Annotated in this window: 16 protein-coding genes and 1 riboswitch; of the genes, 15 read left to right on the forward strand and 1 reads right to left on the reverse strand. The window is 68.1% G+C overall.

Translation table 11 applies throughout. The features are described 5' to 3' along the window. Window positions 1-91: 91 nt before the first annotated feature. Both rpe and ribD read left to right on the forward strand, forming a co-directional pair. Window positions 92-769, forward strand: a complete 678-nt coding sequence (gene rpe / locus P3L18_RS08685; RefSeq protein WP_193361617.1) for a ribulose-phosphate 3-epimerase — start codon at window positions 92-94, stop codon at window positions 767-769. 5 nt (window positions 770-774) lie between these two features. Then, a complete protein-coding gene (gene ribD / locus P3L18_RS08690) occupies window positions 775-1806 on the forward strand; it encodes a bifunctional diaminohydroxyphosphoribosylaminopyrimidine deaminase/5-amino-6-(5-phosphoribosylamino)uracil reductase RibD (protein ID WP_079929619.1) in 1032 nt (343 codons plus the stop codon). Here the strand turns inward: ribD and P3L18_RS08695 are convergent. Continuing rightward, window positions 1795-2070 (reverse strand): LapA family protein, encoded by a 276-nt coding sequence (locus P3L18_RS08695; protein WP_079929620.1) that lies wholly within the window; start codon window positions 2068-2070, stop codon window positions 1795-1797. The two genes, ribD and P3L18_RS08695, sit on opposite strands and share 12 nt — an antisense overlap. A gap of 163 nt (window positions 2071-2233) precedes the next feature. After that, window positions 2234-2388, forward strand: a riboswitch (FMN riboswitch). Window positions 2389-2439: 51 nt separating this feature from the next. Between P3L18_RS08695 and P3L18_RS08700 the strand changes: the two genes are divergently transcribed. From P3L18_RS08700 to secG, 13 genes are all read left to right on the forward strand, one after another. Then, entirely contained in the window at window positions 2440-3135 is a 696-nt protein-coding gene (locus P3L18_RS08700) for a riboflavin synthase (RefSeq protein WP_079929621.1), read from the forward strand. Beyond that, complete coding sequence (locus P3L18_RS08705; RefSeq protein ID WP_006370282.1) at window positions 3135-4484, forward strand: bifunctional 3,4-dihydroxy-2-butanone-4-phosphate synthase/GTP cyclohydrolase II; 1350 nt, start codon at window positions 3135-3137, stop codon at window positions 4482-4484. The genes P3L18_RS08700 and P3L18_RS08705 overlap by 1 nt, the downstream gene beginning before the upstream one ends. Before the next feature lie 47 nt (window positions 4485-4531). Beyond that, on the forward strand, window positions 4532-5047 hold the full coding sequence (gene ribH / locus P3L18_RS08710) for a 6,7-dimethyl-8-ribityllumazine synthase (protein WP_079929622.1): 516 nt from the start codon (window positions 4532-4534) through the stop codon (window positions 5045-5047). Further along, complete coding sequence (locus P3L18_RS08715; RefSeq protein ID WP_006370286.1) at window positions 5044-5529, forward strand: PH domain-containing protein; 486 nt, start codon at window positions 5044-5046, stop codon at window positions 5527-5529. Before ribH ends, P3L18_RS08715 begins: the two co-directional genes overlap by 4 nt. Window positions 5530-5543: 14 nt before the next feature. Continuing rightward, window positions 5544-6419: an SAM-dependent methyltransferase gene (locus tag P3L18_RS08720; protein ID WP_079929624.1), complete on the forward strand. Its 876-nt coding sequence runs from the start codon at window positions 5544-5546 to the stop codon at window positions 6417-6419. A gap of 10 nt (window positions 6420-6429) precedes the next feature. Next, complete coding sequence (gene uvrC / locus P3L18_RS08725; RefSeq protein ID WP_276113883.1) at window positions 6430-8478, forward strand: excinuclease ABC subunit UvrC; 2049 nt, start codon at window positions 6430-6432, stop codon at window positions 8476-8478. A gap of 47 nt (window positions 8479-8525) precedes the next feature. Further along, complete coding sequence (rapZ, locus tag P3L18_RS08730; protein ID WP_276113885.1) at window positions 8526-9467, forward strand: RNase adapter RapZ; 942 nt, start codon at window positions 8526-8528, stop codon at window positions 9465-9467. Next, a complete protein-coding gene (yvcK, locus tag P3L18_RS08735; RefSeq protein ID WP_006370291.1) occupies window positions 9464-10468 on the forward strand; it encodes a uridine diphosphate-N-acetylglucosamine-binding protein YvcK in 1005 nt (334 codons plus the stop codon). Before rapZ ends, yvcK begins: the two co-directional genes overlap by 4 nt. 121 nt (window positions 10469-10589) lie before the next feature. Next, complete coding sequence (whiA, locus tag P3L18_RS08740; RefSeq protein ID WP_170320206.1) at window positions 10590-11567, forward strand: DNA-binding protein WhiA; 978 nt, start codon at window positions 10590-10592, stop codon at window positions 11565-11567. A gap of 183 nt (window positions 11568-11750) precedes the next feature. After that, window positions 11751-12767 (forward strand): type I glyceraldehyde-3-phosphate dehydrogenase, encoded by a 1017-nt coding sequence (gene gap / locus P3L18_RS08745; RefSeq protein ID WP_079929626.1) that lies wholly within the window; start codon window positions 11751-11753, stop codon window positions 12765-12767. 45 nt (window positions 12768-12812) lie between these two features. Continuing rightward, window positions 12813-14024: a phosphoglycerate kinase gene (locus P3L18_RS08750; RefSeq protein WP_014359940.1), complete on the forward strand. Its 1212-nt coding sequence runs from the start codon at window positions 12813-12815 to the stop codon at window positions 14022-14024. After that, window positions 14021-14812, forward strand: coding sequence for a triose-phosphate isomerase (tpiA, locus tag P3L18_RS08755; RefSeq protein ID WP_006370295.1), 792 nt, complete (start codon window positions 14021-14023; stop codon window positions 14810-14812). The genes P3L18_RS08750 and tpiA overlap by 4 nt, the downstream gene beginning before the upstream one ends. Window positions 14813-14935: 123 nt before the next feature. Continuing rightward, window positions 14936-15175 (forward strand): preprotein translocase subunit SecG, encoded by a 240-nt coding sequence (gene secG / locus P3L18_RS08760; protein ID WP_006370296.1) that lies wholly within the window; start codon window positions 14936-14938, stop codon window positions 15173-15175. Window positions 15176-15301: the final 126 nt, after the last annotated feature.

Here is a 15301-nt window from a genome sequence, read left to right on the forward strand (position 1 = left end):
GCACCGGCGGCGATCGGTGGGCGCCAAACCCGACTTCGTCGGTGCCGCCCGGCCGCGTATGTTGTCTGCCATGAGTTCCCCGATTGCCCCGATGATCGCCCCGTCGATCCTCTCGGCCGACTTCGCCAACCTCGCCGCCGAGGCCGACGCGGTCTCCGGACCGGGACCCTCGCGCGCCGACTGGTTGCACGTGGACGTGATGGACGCCCACTTCGTCCCCAACCTCACCCTCGGGCTGCCGGTCGTGGAGAGCCTGCTCAAGGCCACCGACATCCCACTCGACTGCCACCTGATGATCGACGACCCCGGTCGCTGGGCCCCGCCGTACGCCGAGGCGGGCGCCTACAACGTCACCTTCCACGCCGAGGCGACCGACGACCCGGTCGCCGTGGCCAAGGACATCCGGGCCGCAGGCGGAAAAGCCGGTCTCGCCCTCAAACCGGGCACCGCGCTCGAGCCGTACCTGGCGATCCTGCGGGACTTCGACACCCTGCTCGTGATGAGCGTCGAACCGGGTTTCGGCGGCCAGAAGTTCATGCCGGAGGTGCTCGACAAGGTGCGCGAGATCCGCACGATCGTCGACGCCGGCGAGTTGCGGCTGCTCGTGGAGATCGACGGGGGCATCCACGACGGGACGATCGCCGAGGCCGCCGAGGCCGGCGTCGACTGCTTCGTCGCCGGGTCCGCGGTCTACGGTCCCGCCGACGCCGGTGCCGCCGTCGCGGCGTTGCGTGAGAAGGCAACGGCCGCACGGGTACACGCTCACTGACAACCATGATCCCCGACGAGGCGGTGCTGGCCGCCGCGATGCGTGAGGCCGTCGCCGAATCGCGAGCGGCACTCGGTGGGGTGTCGCCGAATCCTGCGGTCGGCGCCGTCTTGCTGGCGCCGGACGGTACCGAGATCGCACGCGGTCACACCCAGCCGCCGGGCGGTGCGCACGCCGAGATCGAGGCGTTGCGCCGCGCCGGGGATGCGGCGCGCGGCGCGACCGCGGTGGTCACCCTCGAGCCGTGCAATCACACCGGGCGCACCGGTCCGTGCGCCCAGGCATTGATCGAGGCGGGTGTGGCCCGGGTGGTCTACGCCGTCGGCGACCCGAATCCGACCGCGGCGGGTGGTGCGGATCGGTTGCGTGCGGCGGGGATCGAGGTGATCGCGGGCGTCGGTGCCCTCGACGCACGGTCGGGGCCGTTGCGCGGCTGGCTGTTTCGCCAACGGTTCGGACGCCCACTGGTCACCGCGAAGGTCGCGTCCACCCTCGACGGCCGGATCGCCGCGCCGGACGGCACGAGTCAGTGGATCACCGGGCCGCAGGCACGCGCCCGGGCCCATCGGCAGCGCGCCGAACTCGACGCGATCATCGTCGGCACCGGGACCGTCGTCGCCGACGACCCCGCACTGACCGCCCGGTTGCCCGACGGCACGCCGCATGCCCACCAACCCATCCGGGTTGCCATGGGGGAGCGCGACATTCCCGACGGCGCCCGGATTCGTGACACCATGGTGGGTGGGTTCCGGCATGTCCGCACCCACGATCCGGTCGAGGTGCTCGCGGCGCTGGACGACACGACGTGGGTGCTGGTGGAGGGTGGCCCGGGGATCATCGGGGCGTTCCTCGACGCCGACCTGGTCGACGAGGTCGACAGCTATGTGGCGCCGACGATCCTGGGTGCCGGGCCGTCGGCGGTCGAACGGGCCGCGACGATCACGCTCGCCGACGCAACCGAACTACATCTGGCCGGCGTCGAACAACTCGGTTCCGACGTCCTGATCCGGAGTGTGTCCGACCGGTTACTGCCGTGAGCGCTTGCGCGCGCCGTTGTGCCCCAGGATCCAACCCGCGAGCAGGCCACCGAGCGTGACGATGGTGAGGATCAGCCACTGCCATGAGCTGATGGAGAACATCAGGAACCGCACCTGCACATGCTGGGTGTTCTGGGCGATGAAGATGATCGCGACGATCACCAGGATCAGCGGGAGCCAAAAGCGTTTCAGGAGTCCGAGGACCATCTCGCCAGGTGTTCGAGCAGCGGGTCCGGTGGATGTCCGCGTCGACTTGTCGGCCATGCTGGCGTCGCCTTTCGCCGTGTACCGCGTCCGAGAACCCAGACCCGGGTGTGGTGAATCTTAGCGCAGTGGCGGTCGTTCCTGTGCGACAGTTGAACCCGCCTCACCGCGTAAGTGGACCGCCGTACTGGTTGGGTCCGCGACCTCGTGCTAGCGTCGATACGTACGTTCTCGGGGCGGGGTGAAACTCCCCACCGGCGGTGATGGTGTCGCACAGGCGACACCGAGCCCGCGAGCGCCCGTCCACCCGGACGGGGACAGCAGATTCCGGTGTGAATCCGGAGCCGACGGTCATAGTCCGGATGCGAGAGAACAAGACGGCCCTACGCCGTCCTGTCTGCTCCGAGCGAGCTCGACAGGAGGTAGAAGGTGTTCACAGGCATCGTCGAGGAGCTGGGCACCATCGTCGGGCGAGATGATCTCGCCGACGCGGCCCGACTCACCATTCGTGGCCCTCGGGTCACCTCCGACGCCGGCTTCGGCGATTCGATCGCGGTCAACGGTGTGTGTCTGACGGTCGTCGAATTCGACGACCAGCAGTTCACGGTGGATGTGATGGCCGAAACCCTCCGTCGCAGTTCGCTTGACCGTCTCGGACCGGGCAGCTCGGTCAATCTCGAACGCGCCATGCGCGCCGACGGCCGGTTCGGCGGTCACATCGTGCAGGGACATGTGGACGGCACCGGGACCGTTGTGGCGATCACCCCCTCCCAGAATTGGACGGTCGTACGCATCGGCGTCGATCCGCACCTGAGCCGCTATCTCGTGGAGAAGGGCTCGATCACCGTTGACGGTGTCTCGCTGACCGTCTCGGCGATCGGCGCCGGGAGCGAAGCGAGCGGGCCGGGGGCGATCGGCGCCGGGAGCGAAGCGAGCGACGGCGACTGGTTTGAGATCTCGTTGATCCCCACCACTTTGCAGGAGACCACTCTGGGGTCGGCGTCGGTCGGCGCGGTGGTCAATCTCGAGGTCGACGTCCTCGCCAAATACGTCGAACGACTCCAGGCGACCCGCGCCGAGTCGATCCGAACCCAGAACACAGCCGGCACGGCAGAGGTGAAGTGATGAGCGAGACCGTCAGCGACGAGACCGTGAGTGAATCGGCAAGTGCAGCAGTGCATCTGGATACCGTCGAACGTGCGATCGCCGACATCGCGGCAGGCAGGGCCGTCGTGGTGGTCGACGATGAGGATCGCGAGAACGAGGGTGATCTGATCTTCGCCGCGGAGAAGGCCACCCCTGAGCTCGTGGCGTTCATGGTGCGTTACACCTCGGGGTATCTGTGTGTGCCGCTGGCCGGTGACGACTGTGATCGGCTGGGACTCCCGCCGATGTATTCGATGAACCAGGACAAGCACGGCACCGCCTACACCGTCACCGTCGACGCCCGAGAGGGCATCGGCACCGGGATCAGCGCCTCGGATCGGGCGACGACGATGCGGTTGCTGGCCGATCCGGCGAGCACCGCGGGTGATTTCACCCGTCCGGGCCATGTGGTCCCGTTGCGTGCCAAGGAGGGCGGGGTGTTGCGCCGGCCGGGGCACACCGAGGCGGCCGTGGATCTCGCGCGGCTGGCCGGTCTCGCGCCGGCTGGGGTGATCTGTGAGGTGGTGTCGCAGAAGGACGTCGGGTCGATGGCCCAGACCGACGAGCTGCGGATCTTCGCCGACGAGCACGATCTCGCGTTGATCTCGATCGCCGACCTGATCGCGTGGCGACGCCGTCACGAGAAGCATGTGGTCCGGGTCGCCGATGCCCGCATCCCCACCCGGCACGGGGATTTCCGCGCCGTCGGATACACCAGCATCCACGACGACGTCGAGCATGTGGCACTGGTGATGGGTGATCTCGCCGGAGCCGACGGCAGCGGCAGTGATGTGCTGGTGCGGGTGCATTCCGAATGCCTCACCGGCGACGTCTTCGGTTCACTGCGCTGTGATTGCGGTCCGCAGCTCGATGCCGCGATGGAGATGGTGGCCGCCGAGGGGCGCGGTGTGGTGCTCTACATGCGCGGTCATGAGGGGCGCGGCATCGGTCTGCTGCACAAGTTGCAGGCCTACCAGTTGCAGGATGCGGGCTCGGACACCGTCGATGCGAATCTGCAGCTCGGTCTGCCCGCCGATTCCCGCGACTACGGTCTGGGCGCCCAGATCCTCGTCGACCTCGGGGTCACCTCGATGCGTCTGCTCACCAACAATCCGGCCAAGCGGGTGGGACTCGACGGGTACGGGTTGCATATCGTGGAGCGCGTGCCGATGCCGGTGCGGGCGAACAAGGAGAATCTGCGGTATCTGCGGACCAAGCGTGACCGGATGGGTCACGATCTCGACGGTCTGGAGAACTGGGACGGTCCGGACAACTGGGATCCGCACGGCACACTGGATTCGGCGGCCGGAGACGGCGGACCGTCATGAGCCGCGGACTCGTATGAGCTGCGGACCTGTACGAGCGGAGGACCTGTATGAGCGGACACGGTGAACCCACCCTCGAGTTGGGGGATGCGGGCAAGCTGCGCCTGGCGATCGTCTCGTCGCAATGGCACGCGACGATCTGTCGGGCGTTGCTCGACGGTGCGGTGCGCGCCGCAGCCGAGCACGGCGTCGACGATCCGACGATCGTGCGGGTGGCCGGTGCCATCGAGCTGCCGGTGATCGTGCAGGCCCTGGCGCGTACCCATGACGCCGTCGTCGCGCTGGGTGTGGTCATCAAGGGGGAGACCCCGCACTTCGACTACGTCTGTGACGCGGTGACCGCGGGCCTGACCCGGGTGTCGCTGGACGAGTCGACCCCGGTGGGCAACGGGGTGCTCACCACGTTCACCGAGGAGCAGGCTCTGGATCGGGCCGGTTTACCGGAATCCAAGGAGGACAAGGGCGCTCAGGCCACGACGGCGGCGCTGGCCTCGGCCCTGACCCTGCGCGCGCTGAGTCGCGGCGAGGCCTATCCCGGGTCGGTGACGACGGCCGCGGCATCGTGAACGAGGCACGACCGGAGCCCGCGGTGACCGATGCGTCGACGTCCGAGTGGGACATGGAGTACCGGTCGCGGCGCCTGCGGCTGATCGGCATCGTTGCCGCGGCGGTGGTGGTGGTCATCCACGTGACCTTCGGTCTACTGCTGACCATCTCCAACACCGGTCCGGACAACATCGGCTGGTCCGATCAGGCCGCGCTCATCTGCATCGGTCTGGTCGAGGCGTGCGCCATCATGTTGCTCGCCCGACCCCGCCTGCGGGTCGGCTCTCGTGGGGTGTCGGTGCGCAATCTGGCCACCGAGCGGCTCTTCGAGTGGGACCAGGTACGCGGACTCACCTACCCGGACAAGGGTTTCGGCGGCCAGCTCGAGCTCCCCGCCGACGAGCACGTGCCGGTGCTGGCGATCCAGGCCGGTGACGGCGCCCGCGCGATCGAGGCGATGGAACGCTACCGGGAGATCGAGCAGCTCTACCGTCGCGGCTGAGTCGGGGACACGCGATGATCGATCTCGACGCCGTGGGGCAGACCGCACTCGGGGTGGCCTATGTGCGCGCCTACGAATCGCTGCGACGTGATGCGCTGTTCGCCGACCCGTTGGCCGTTGCGTTGTTCGATTCCGCTCTCACCGATCCCGACGGCACCCTGCGGCCGATGCCGCCGGTCACCGATGCCGCGGGTCGCGAACGTCGCGGCATGTACCACTGGATCGTCGCCCGCACCCTGTTCCTCGACGAGCTGTTCCGATCGGCCGCACGCGACGGGATCGAGCAGTTCGTCATCCTCGGCTCCGGACTCGACGCCCGGGCCTTTCGGCTGGAGCTGGGACCGGCGGCGGTGGTCTACGAGCTGGACCGCCCGCCCGTGGTCGAGGTCAAGGAAGCTCTCGTCGCCGAGCACGAGCTGGTCGCCACCACCGGCCGCCGGGTCGTGCAGGCCGATCTGATCTCCGACTGGTTGCCGCCCCTGCTCGAGGCCGGCCTGCACACCGATGAGCCGACGTGCTGGCTCGCCGAAGGACTCCTGGTCTATCTGGAACCCGACGTCGCGCGGCGGGTGATCGACACCATCGGGCAGGCCAGCGCATCCGGATCACAGGTCGGGGTCACCGTCCGCTCCACGCGCCGCACACGCACCGATGGCCCCTTCGCGCAGGTGGCCGCGCTGTGGCACGAGGACCCGGGCATCGTCGGGCGTTTCACCGACACCGGGTGGACCTGTGAGCTCACCGACACCGTCTCGGTACTCGCCGCGGCGGGCCGAGCCGTCGATGCCGAGCTCGTGGGCCCGGGCACCGCCGACGACGGTTCGGCGGGGCCGTCGGCGAGTCTGCTCGCCGGCCGGTTCGAATCCCGATCCGTCGGCCGCGCCGACTAGCCTGGAACACGTGGCCGACCCGAGCACCTACCGTCCCGCGCCCGGGACGATCCCCACCGATCCGGGGGTCTACAAATTCCGTGATTCCCACGGCCGCGTCATCTATGTGGGCAAGGCCAAGAACCTTCGCTCACGGCTGACGTCGTACTTCGCCGACATCTCCTCGCTGCATCCGCGCACCCGCCAGATGGTGACCACCGCGGCGTCGGTGGAGTGGACGGTCGTCGGCACCGAGGTCGAGGCGCTGCAGCTGGAATACAACTGGATCAAGGAGTTCGATCCCCGGTTCAACGTCCGTTATCGCGACGACAAGAGTTACCCGATGCTGGCGGTCACGCTCAACGAAGAGTATCCGCGGCTGTTCGTCTATCGTGGGCCGCGGCGTCGTGGCGTGCGCTACTTCGGTCCGTATTCGCACGCGTGGGCCATCCGCGAGACCGTCGACCTGCTGACCCGGGTGTTCCCGGCCCGCACCTGCTCGGCCGGGGTGTTCAAGCGGCACGGGCAAATCGACCGGCCGTGTCTGCTCGGCTACATCGACAAGTGTTCGGCGCCGTGTATCGGTCGGGTCAGCGCCATCGAACACCGCGAGATCGTCAATGATTTCTGCGACTTCCTGGCCGGCCGCACCGACCAGATGATCAAGCGCCTCGAGCGTGAGATGGCCTCGGCCGCAGAAGCACTCGACTTCGAACGGGCGGCGCGTCTGCGCGACGACGTGGGGGCGATGCGGCGCGCGTTGGAGAAGCAGGCAGTGGTACTCGGCGACGGCACCGACGCCGACGTCATCGCCATGGTCGGCGATGAACTCGAGGTGTCGGTGCAGATCTTTCACGTCCGGGACGGTCGGGTGCGCGGTGAGCGCGGGTGGGTCGTGGAGAAATCCGATGACGACGACATCGGCGAGCAGGTCGGGCAGTTCCTCACGCAGTTCTATGGCGCCCAGGCCGATCTCGACGCGACCGTCGAGGTCGGCGAGGACCGCGAGCGCGGTGAGTCGGTGCCGCGTGAGGTCCTCGTCCCCGCGCTTCCCGCCGAGCACGAGGAGCTGACCGAGTTCCTCTCCGATCTACGTGGCAGCCGTGTCAGTCTGCGGGTGCCGCAACGCGGCGACAAGAAGGCGTTGTTCGAGACGGTCGCGCGCAACGCGGGAGAAGCGTTGACGCAGCACAAGTTACGCCGTGCCGGTGATCTGACGACGCGGTCGGCGGCTCTGACCGAGTTGCAGGAGGGCCTCGGACTCGACCAGGCCCCGCTGCGGATCGAGTGCGTCGACATCTCGCATGTGCAGGGCACCGATGTGGTGGCCTCGCTCGTCGTCTTCGAGGACGGCTTGCCCCGCAAGTCCGATTATCGGCACTATTCGATCCGCGAGGCCGCCGGCGATGGCCGCTCCGACGACGTCGGCTCGATCGCCGAGGTGACCCGCCGACGATTCCTGCGCCATCGCGCCGATCAGGCCGACGGTGTCGCCGCGCAGGTGGCGGCGCAGGTGGCCGCCGATCCCGATTCCAAGAAGGCGCGTCGATTCGCCTACCCGCCGAACCTGTTCGTCGTCGACGGTGGCGCGCCGCAGGTGCACGCCGCGGCGACCGTACTCGACGAGCTCGGCGTCACCGACGTCGCCGTGATCGGGTTGGCCAAGCGACTCGAGGAGATCTGGGTGCCCGGTGACGACGAACCGGTGATCCTGCCCCGCTCCAGTGAGGCGCTGTTCCTGCTGCAGCGGGTGCGCGACGAGGCGCACCGTTTCGCGATCACCTTCCACCGCAGCAAACGCAGCAAACGCATGACGGAGTCGGTACTCGACGGCGTCCCCGGGCTCGGACGCTCCCGGCGCACCGCGCTGGTCACCCACTTCGGCTCCGTCGCCAAACTGCGGGAGGCCACCGTCGACGACATCGCCGCGGTGCCCGGCATCGGCCCGGGGACCGCCCGGGTGGTGCACGAGGCGCTTGCCGGGGACGCGCCAGTGGCCGCCGATGCGCCGCAGGCCACCGACGAATCGGCGGCCGGACCGGGCGAGACCACACACGATGTGACGGTGGGATGGTCATGAACACGAGCAGCGGCATGAGCACGGACGGCACGAGCGGAGGCACGGATATGACCGACAGCGATCCCGCGCACGGGGCACCGGGAGGAGACGCCTCCGGTGCGCCCACCGACGGACTCGTCGTCCTGTTCGTCGCCGGCATGTCCGGCGCCGGTCGCTCCACGGTCGCCAACGTGCTCGAGGACGACGGCTGGTATGTCGCCGACAACGTGCCGCCCGCGCTGATCTCGACGATGGTCGACCTCGTCGCCGACAGCGATCCGCCGATTCTGCGGCTGGCCATGGTGTTACGCGCTTCCGACGAGAACCTCGGCGAGCAGTTGCGCACGCTGCGTGCACAACTCGCGGCCACCGGCACCCAGACGCGACTGCTGTTCCTCGACGCCAGCGATCAGGTGCTGGTCCGCCGCTTCGAGCAGGTCCGCCGTCGCCATCCGCTGCAGGGTAGTGAAACCCTGGTCGAGGGGATCGCGAGGGAGCGGGTGATTCTCGCGCCCCTCAAGGATTCCGCCGACCTCGTGGTGGAGACCTCGACGCTGACCGTCGCCAAACTGCGTGAGGTGGTGGAGGATTCGTATCCGCACGACGCGAGTTCCCGGCTCAGCGTCGCCGTGCAGTCCTTCGGATTCAAGTACGGATTGCCGATCGACTCCGACCTCGTCGCCGATGTCCGCTTCCTGCCCAATCCGTATTGGGTGGCCGATCTGAGGGAACTCAACGGTCGCGACGCGCCGGTGCGGGAGTACGTCCTCGGACAGGACGACGCCAGTCGCTTCGTCGATCTCTACACCGAACTGATCGGTGTCGTGGGCAAGGGTTATCTCCGAGAAGGCAAGCGCTACATGACCGTCAGCATCGGATGCACCGGCGGCAAGCACCGTAGTGTCGCGATCTCCGAGGAGTTGGCGCGTCGCCTGCGGGTCGCCGCGGACGACGCGGGTGCCGCGCGCTACGACGTGCGGGTCATGCACCGTGATCTGGGGCGCGAATGAGTGCATTGCGGATCGCCGCGCTCGGCGGCGGACACGGCCTGTATGCGACGCTGACGGCGATGCGCTATCTGAGCCCCCACGTGACCGCCATCGTGACCGTCGCCGACGACGGTGGGTCGTCGGGCCGGTTGCGTTCCGAACTCGGGGTGATCCCACCCGGCGATCTGCGAATGGCGATGGCGGCGTTGATGTGCGCGCCGGCAGCCCTCGACGGTCTGGCCGGGCGTCGGGACCCGGACGCCGACCGGCGGCACCACGAGTTGTGGGCGGAGACCCTGCAGCATCGTTTCGGTGGTTACGGTGCGCTCGCCGGTCATCCGGTGGGCAACCTGCTGCTGGCCGGGCTGACCGAGGTCCTCGGCGATCCGGTGGCGGCCCTCGACGAGATGATGCGTGTGTTCGACGTCGATGGTCGGGTGCTGCCGATGTCGTCGGTACCGCTGGAGATCGAGGCCGACGTCTCCGGACTGGAATCCGATCCGCGTATCTCCCGGGTCATCCGCGGTCAGGTGGCTGTGGCGACCACCCCCGGCAAGGTGCGTCGGGTGCGACTCCTGCCCGCGGAGCCGCCGGTGTGCGAGCCGGTGATCACCGCCGTCGACGAGGCCGATCTCGTGGTCCTCGGTCCGGGCTCGTGGTTCTCCAGTGTGATCCCGCACGTCCTGGTGCCGGACTTACTGGAGGCGTTGCAGCGCAGCACTTCTCGCAAGGTGTTGATCGTGAACCTGGCGCCGGAGCCGGGGGAGACCCCGGGGTTCTCGGTGGAACGACATCTGCATGTGCTGCACGCCCACGCCGACACGTTCACGATCGATCATGTGGTCGTCGACGAGTCGTCGGTGCCCGCCGGGCGGGAGCGCGAGCACCTCGAGAGGGCCGCCGGGATGTTCGGCGCGAGCCTGGAGATCGGTGATCTCGCCATTCCCGGCCGCCACGTCCACGACCCGGCGAAAGTGGCCGGCCTGATCAAGCAACTGTGTTCGCGTGAACCGACCCGTTAGGCTGGCCCAACGTGGTTGAGCGCGGGCAGGGGAGGCCAGGGCGCGCCCTGGGGAGTACAGGCATGGGGTCCGCGGATGACAGGAGGACCCGGCGATGACAGGAGGACAGGGACCGGTGGCGATGACCGCGGCGGTGAAGGACGAATTGAGTCGGCTCGCCGTGACGCAGGTGAGTCCGCGCAAGGCCGAGGTGTCGGCGCTTCTGCGGTTCGCGGGAGGCCTGCACATCGTGGCCGGGCGCGTGATCGTCGAGGCCGAGGTCGACATGGGCAATGTGGCGCGACGGCTGCGCCGGGAGATCCACGACCTGTACGGATACACCTCCGAGGTCCACGTCCTGCGAGGCGGCGGACTACGCAAGTCGGCGCGCTACATCGTGCGGGTCACCGCCGACGGTGAGGGCCTTGCCCGACAGACCGGGCTGCTCGATCTGCGCGGCCGACCGGTCCGGGGTCTGCCCGCGCAGGTTGTCGGCGGCAGTATCGCCGACGCCGAGGCCGCCTGGCGCGGCGCGTTCCTGGCGCACGGGTCGCTGACCGAGCCCGGCCGGTCTTCGGCGCTGGAGGTCAGCTGTCCCGGTCCGGAGTCGGCCCTGGCACTGGTCGGGGCGGCCCGGCGGCTCGGGGTGTCGGCGAAGGCCCGCGAGGTGCGCGGCGCCGACCGTGTCGTCATCCGCGACGGTGAGGCGATCGGCGCGCTGTTGACGCGGATGGGCGCACACGACACGCGCCTGGTCTGGGAGGAACGCCGGATGCGTCGGGAGGTGCGGGCGACGGCCAACCGGCTCGCCAACTTCGATGACGCGAACCTGCGCCGCTCGGCGCGCGCCGCGGTCGCGGCCGCCGCCCGGGTGGAGCGCGCACTGGAGATCCTCGGCGACGAGGTCCCCGACCACCTCGCCGCGGCCGGGCATCTGCGCATCACCCACCGGCAGGCCTCGCTGGAGGAACTCGGCCAGCTCGCCGATCCGCCGATGACCAAGGACGCCGTCGCCGGCCGGATCCGCCGGCTGCTGTCGACCGCGGACAAGAAGGCGCACGCCGAGGGCATCCCCGACACCGAGTCGGCGGTCACCTCGGATCTGCTCGACGAGGCGTGACCCACCGTTGTCGACCCGATCGTTCGGGCGGCGGTACGGGTGTGCCAGTGCACCCGTCGCGCTGCCCACGATCAGGCGTCCTACTAGGCTGGACCCGACGCCGGTTGGCCATGAGCCGATCGGCCACCAGGAGCGGTGCGGGCAGATGACCCCGTGCCGAGACAACCGCTAAGGAGCACACCAGTGACTGTTCGGGTAGGCGTCAACGGATTCGGCCGGATCGGCCGCAACTTCTTCCGCGCCGTCGAAGCACAAAAAGCATTGGGCACCACCGACATCGAGATCGTCGCCGTCAACGATCTGACCGACAACGCCACCCTGGCACACCTGCTGAAGTTCGATTCGATCCTGGGCCGCCTGCCGCAGGAGGTTTCCCTCGACGGCGATTTCATCGTCGTCGGCGACCAGCGCATCAAGGCCCTCGAGGTCAAGGAAGGCCCGGCGGCGCTGCCGTGGGGCGACCTCGGTGTCGACGTCGTCGTCGAATCCACCGGTATCTTCACCGCCGCGGAGAAGGCCAAGGGCCACCTCGACGCCGGCGCCAAGAAGGTCATCATCTCCGCACCGGCCTCCGGTGAGGACATCACCATCGTCATGGGTGTCAACGACGACAAGTACGACGGCAGCCAGAACATCATCTCCAACGCGTCGTGCACCACCAACTGCCTCGGCCCGTTCGCGAAGGTGCTCAACGACGAATTCGGCATCGTCTCGGGTCTGATGACCACCGTGCACGCCTACACCCAGGACCAGAACCTGCAGGACGGCCCGCACAAGGATCTGCGTCGCGCCCGCGCCGCGGCCATCAACGTGGTGCCCACCTCGACCGGCGCGGCCAAGGCCATCGGTCTGGTCCTCCCCGAACTCAAGGGCAAGCTCGACGGATACGCGCTGCGCGTGCCGATCCCGACCGGCTCGGTCACCGACCTCACCGCAATCCTGGAGAATTCCGCGACCGCCGACGAGATCAACGCCGCGATGAAGGCCGCCGCCGAGGGTCCGCTCAAGGGCATCCTCAAGTACTACGACGCGCCGATCGTCTCCAGCGACATCGTCACCGACCCGCACAGCTCGCTGTTCGACGCCGGGCTGACCAAGGTCATCGGCAACCAGGTCAAGGCCGTCTCCTGGTACGACAACGAGTGGGGTTACTCCAACCGCCTCGTCGACCTGTCCGGCCTGGTCGGCAAGTCTCTCTGACCGACCGGTCGCTGACGAACCCAACCGTTACGGAGCAATGCTGCAATGGGTGTACCCACTCTGAAAGACCTTCTCGACGAAGGCGTTTCGGGTCGCGGTGTGTTGGTTCGATCGGATTTCAACGTCCCGCTCGACGGGTCGACGATCACCGATCCGGGCCGAATCCTCGCCTCCCTGCCGACGCTGAACGCGCTCATCGACGCCGGCGCCAAGGTGATCATCACCGCGCATCTGGGCCGCCCCAAGGGTGAGCCGGATCCGAAATACTCATTGGCGCCGGTCGCCGAGCGTCTCGGCCAGGAACTGGGCCGCAACGTCCAACTCGCCGGTGATGTCGTCGGCTCCGACGCGCTCGCGCGCGCCGAGGGACTCACCGACGGTGATGTCCTGCTGCTGGAGAACGTGCGGTTCGATCCGCGCGAGACGTCCAAGGACGAGTCCGAGCGAGAGTCGCTGGCCAAGGCCTTCGTCGAACTCGTCGGTCCCGACGGCGCCTTCGTCTCCGACGGTTTCGGGGTGGTGCACCGCAAGCAGGCCTCGGTGTACGACGTCGCCAAGCTCCTCCCGCACTACGCCGGTGAGCTCGTGGCGGCCGAGGTCAAGGTGCTCTCGGCACTCACCGAGGACCCGGAACGGCCGTACGCCGTGGTGCTGGGTGGTTCCAAGGTGTCCGACAAGCTCGGCGTGATCGAGGCGCTGGCACCGAAGGTCGACACGCTGGTCATCGGCGGCGGTATGGCGTTCACGTTCCTGGCCGCCCAAGGCCATGGCGTGGGCACCTCGCTGCTGCAGGAAGACCAGATCGAGGTCTGCAAGGATCTGCTGGAGCGATTCGGTGATGTCATCCGGCTGCCCGCCGATGTGGTGGTGGCCGACAAGTTCGCCGCCGACGCGCAGTCGCAGACGGTCTCGGCCGACGCCATCCCCGACGGATGGATGGGTCTGGACATCGGGCCGGAGTCGGTGCAGCGTTTCGCCGCGCTGCTCTCGGGTGCCAAGACGATCTTCTGGAACGGGCCGTCGGGCGTGTTCGAATTCGAGAAGTTCTCCGCGGGCACCAAGGGTGTCGCCGAGGCGATCGCCGGCGCTACCAAGGCCGGTGCGTTCACCGTGGTCGGCGGGGGCGACTCCGCAGCCGCGGTGCGCACGCTGGGGTTGCCGGACGACGACTTCTCGCACATCTCGACCGGTGGCGGTGCGTCGCTGGAATACCTGGAGGGCAAGGAATTGCCGGGACTGAAGGTGCTGGAATCATGAGCGGATCCCGTAAGCCGCTCATCGCGGGCAACTGGAAGATGAACCTCAATCACCTCGAGGCCATCGCGCTGGTGCAGAAGATCGCGTTTGCGCTGCCCGCCAAGTACTTCGAGAAGGTCGACGTGACGGTGATCCCGCCGTTCACCGACATCCGCTCGGTGCAGACGGTCGTCGACGGCGACAAATTGCTGCTGACCTACGGTGCCCAGGATCTGTCGGCCCACGATTCGGGTGCCTATACCGGCGAGATCAGCGGGGCATTCCTCGCCAAGCTCGGGTGCACCTTCGTCGTCGTCGGGCATTCGGAGCGCCGCACCATGCACGCCGAGACCGACGAGGTGGTGCTTGCCAAGACCAAGGCGGCGCTCAAGCACGGCCTGACGCCGATCGTCTGCATCGGTGAGGGACTCGACATCCGGGAGTCCGGCGAGCACGTCGCCTACAACGTCGCGCAGCTGAAGGGTTCGCTGGCGGGCCTCTCGGCCGAGGACATCGCGAAGGTCGTCATCGCCTACGAGCCCGTGTGGGCCATCGGTACCGGTCGGGTGGCCAGTGCCGCCGACGCGCAGGAGGTCTGCGCGGCGGTGCGTACCACGCTCGCCGAGATCGCCGATGCGTCGACAGCCGCCTCGGTGCGGGTGCTCTACGGCGGGTCGGTGAACGCCAAGAACGTCGGTGACATCGTCGGCCAGACCGATGTCGACGGGGCTCTCGTCGGCGGCGCGTCCTTGAAGGCCGACGAGTTCTCCACGTTGTCGGCGATCGCCGCGGGCGGCCCCCTGCCCTGAGCGCTCGCTCAAACGCGTACACTGGTCGAGCCGGTCGCATTCCTCGTGAGGTGACCGGCTCGACCATGTCGTCGGCCCCTGGCCGGACGCGACTCGATTCCAACCGACAAGGATCTGCCTGACGTGCTCGAAACAGTTCTGGACATCGGCCTGATCATCACCAGTGTGCTGCTGGTGATCCTGGTTCTGCTGCACCGGGGTAAGGGCGGTGGCCTGTCGTCGCTCTTCGGTGGCGGTGTGCAATCGAGTCTGTCCGGCTCGAGCGTCGTCGAGCGCAACCTCGACCGGTTGACGATCTTTGTCGGATTGGTGTGGTTCATCTTCATCATCGGTATCGGCGTCGACATCAAGCTGTCCGCCTGACCCGACACACTTCTCTCGACCCGATGCGGCTACGGCCGCATCGGGTCGAGTGCTTTCTGTGTACCCGACTTTCTGTGCACCCGAGATGCCCACCCGAGATGCCGCCGTCACGCGCAGCCGCAATAC

The organism is Gordonia sp. N1V, assembly GCF_029269935.1.
In the GTDB taxonomy this organism is placed as follows: Bacteria; Actinomycetota; Actinomycetes; order Mycobacteriales; family Mycobacteriaceae; genus Gordonia; species Gordonia polyisoprenivorans.

Bases quoted from the DNA above. Each gene is read 5' to 3' on its own strand.
- whiA (WP_170320206.1), top strand. From the start codon at position 10,590: ATGACCGCGGCGGTGAAGGACGAATTGAGTCGGCTCGCCGTGACGCAG.
- rapZ (WP_276113885.1), top strand. From the start codon at position 8,526: ATGACCGACAGCGATCCCGCGCACGGGGCACCGGGAGGAGACGCCTCC.
- P3L18_RS08750 (WP_014359940.1), top strand. From the start codon at position 12,813: ATGGGTGTACCCACTCTGAAAGACCTTCTCGACGAAGGCGTTTCGGGT.
- ribH (WP_079929622.1), top strand. From the start codon at position 4,532: ATGAGCGGACACGGTGAACCCACCCTCGAGTTGGGGGATGCGGGCAAG.
- P3L18_RS08720 (WP_079929624.1), top strand. From the start codon at position 5,544: ATGATCGATCTCGACGCCGTGGGGCAGACCGCACTCGGGGTGGCCTAT.
- tpiA (WP_006370295.1), top strand. From the start codon at position 14,021: ATGAGCGGATCCCGTAAGCCGCTCATCGCGGGCAACTGGAAGATGAAC.
- P3L18_RS08705 (WP_006370282.1), top strand. From the start codon at position 3,135: ATGAGCGAGACCGTCAGCGACGAGACCGTGAGTGAATCGGCAAGTGCA.
- ribD (WP_079929619.1), top strand. From the start codon at position 775: ATGATCCCCGACGAGGCGGTGCTGGCCGCCGCGATGCGTGAGGCCGTC.
- P3L18_RS08695 (WP_079929620.1), bottom strand. From the start codon at position 2,070: ATGGCCGACAAGTCGACGCGGACATCCACCGGACCCGCTGCTCGAACA.
- yvcK (WP_006370291.1), top strand. From the start codon at position 9,464: ATGAGTGCATTGCGGATCGCCGCGCTCGGCGGCGGACACGGCCTGTAT.
- rpe (WP_193361617.1), top strand. From the start codon at position 92: ATGATCGCCCCGTCGATCCTCTCGGCCGACTTCGCCAACCTCGCCGCC.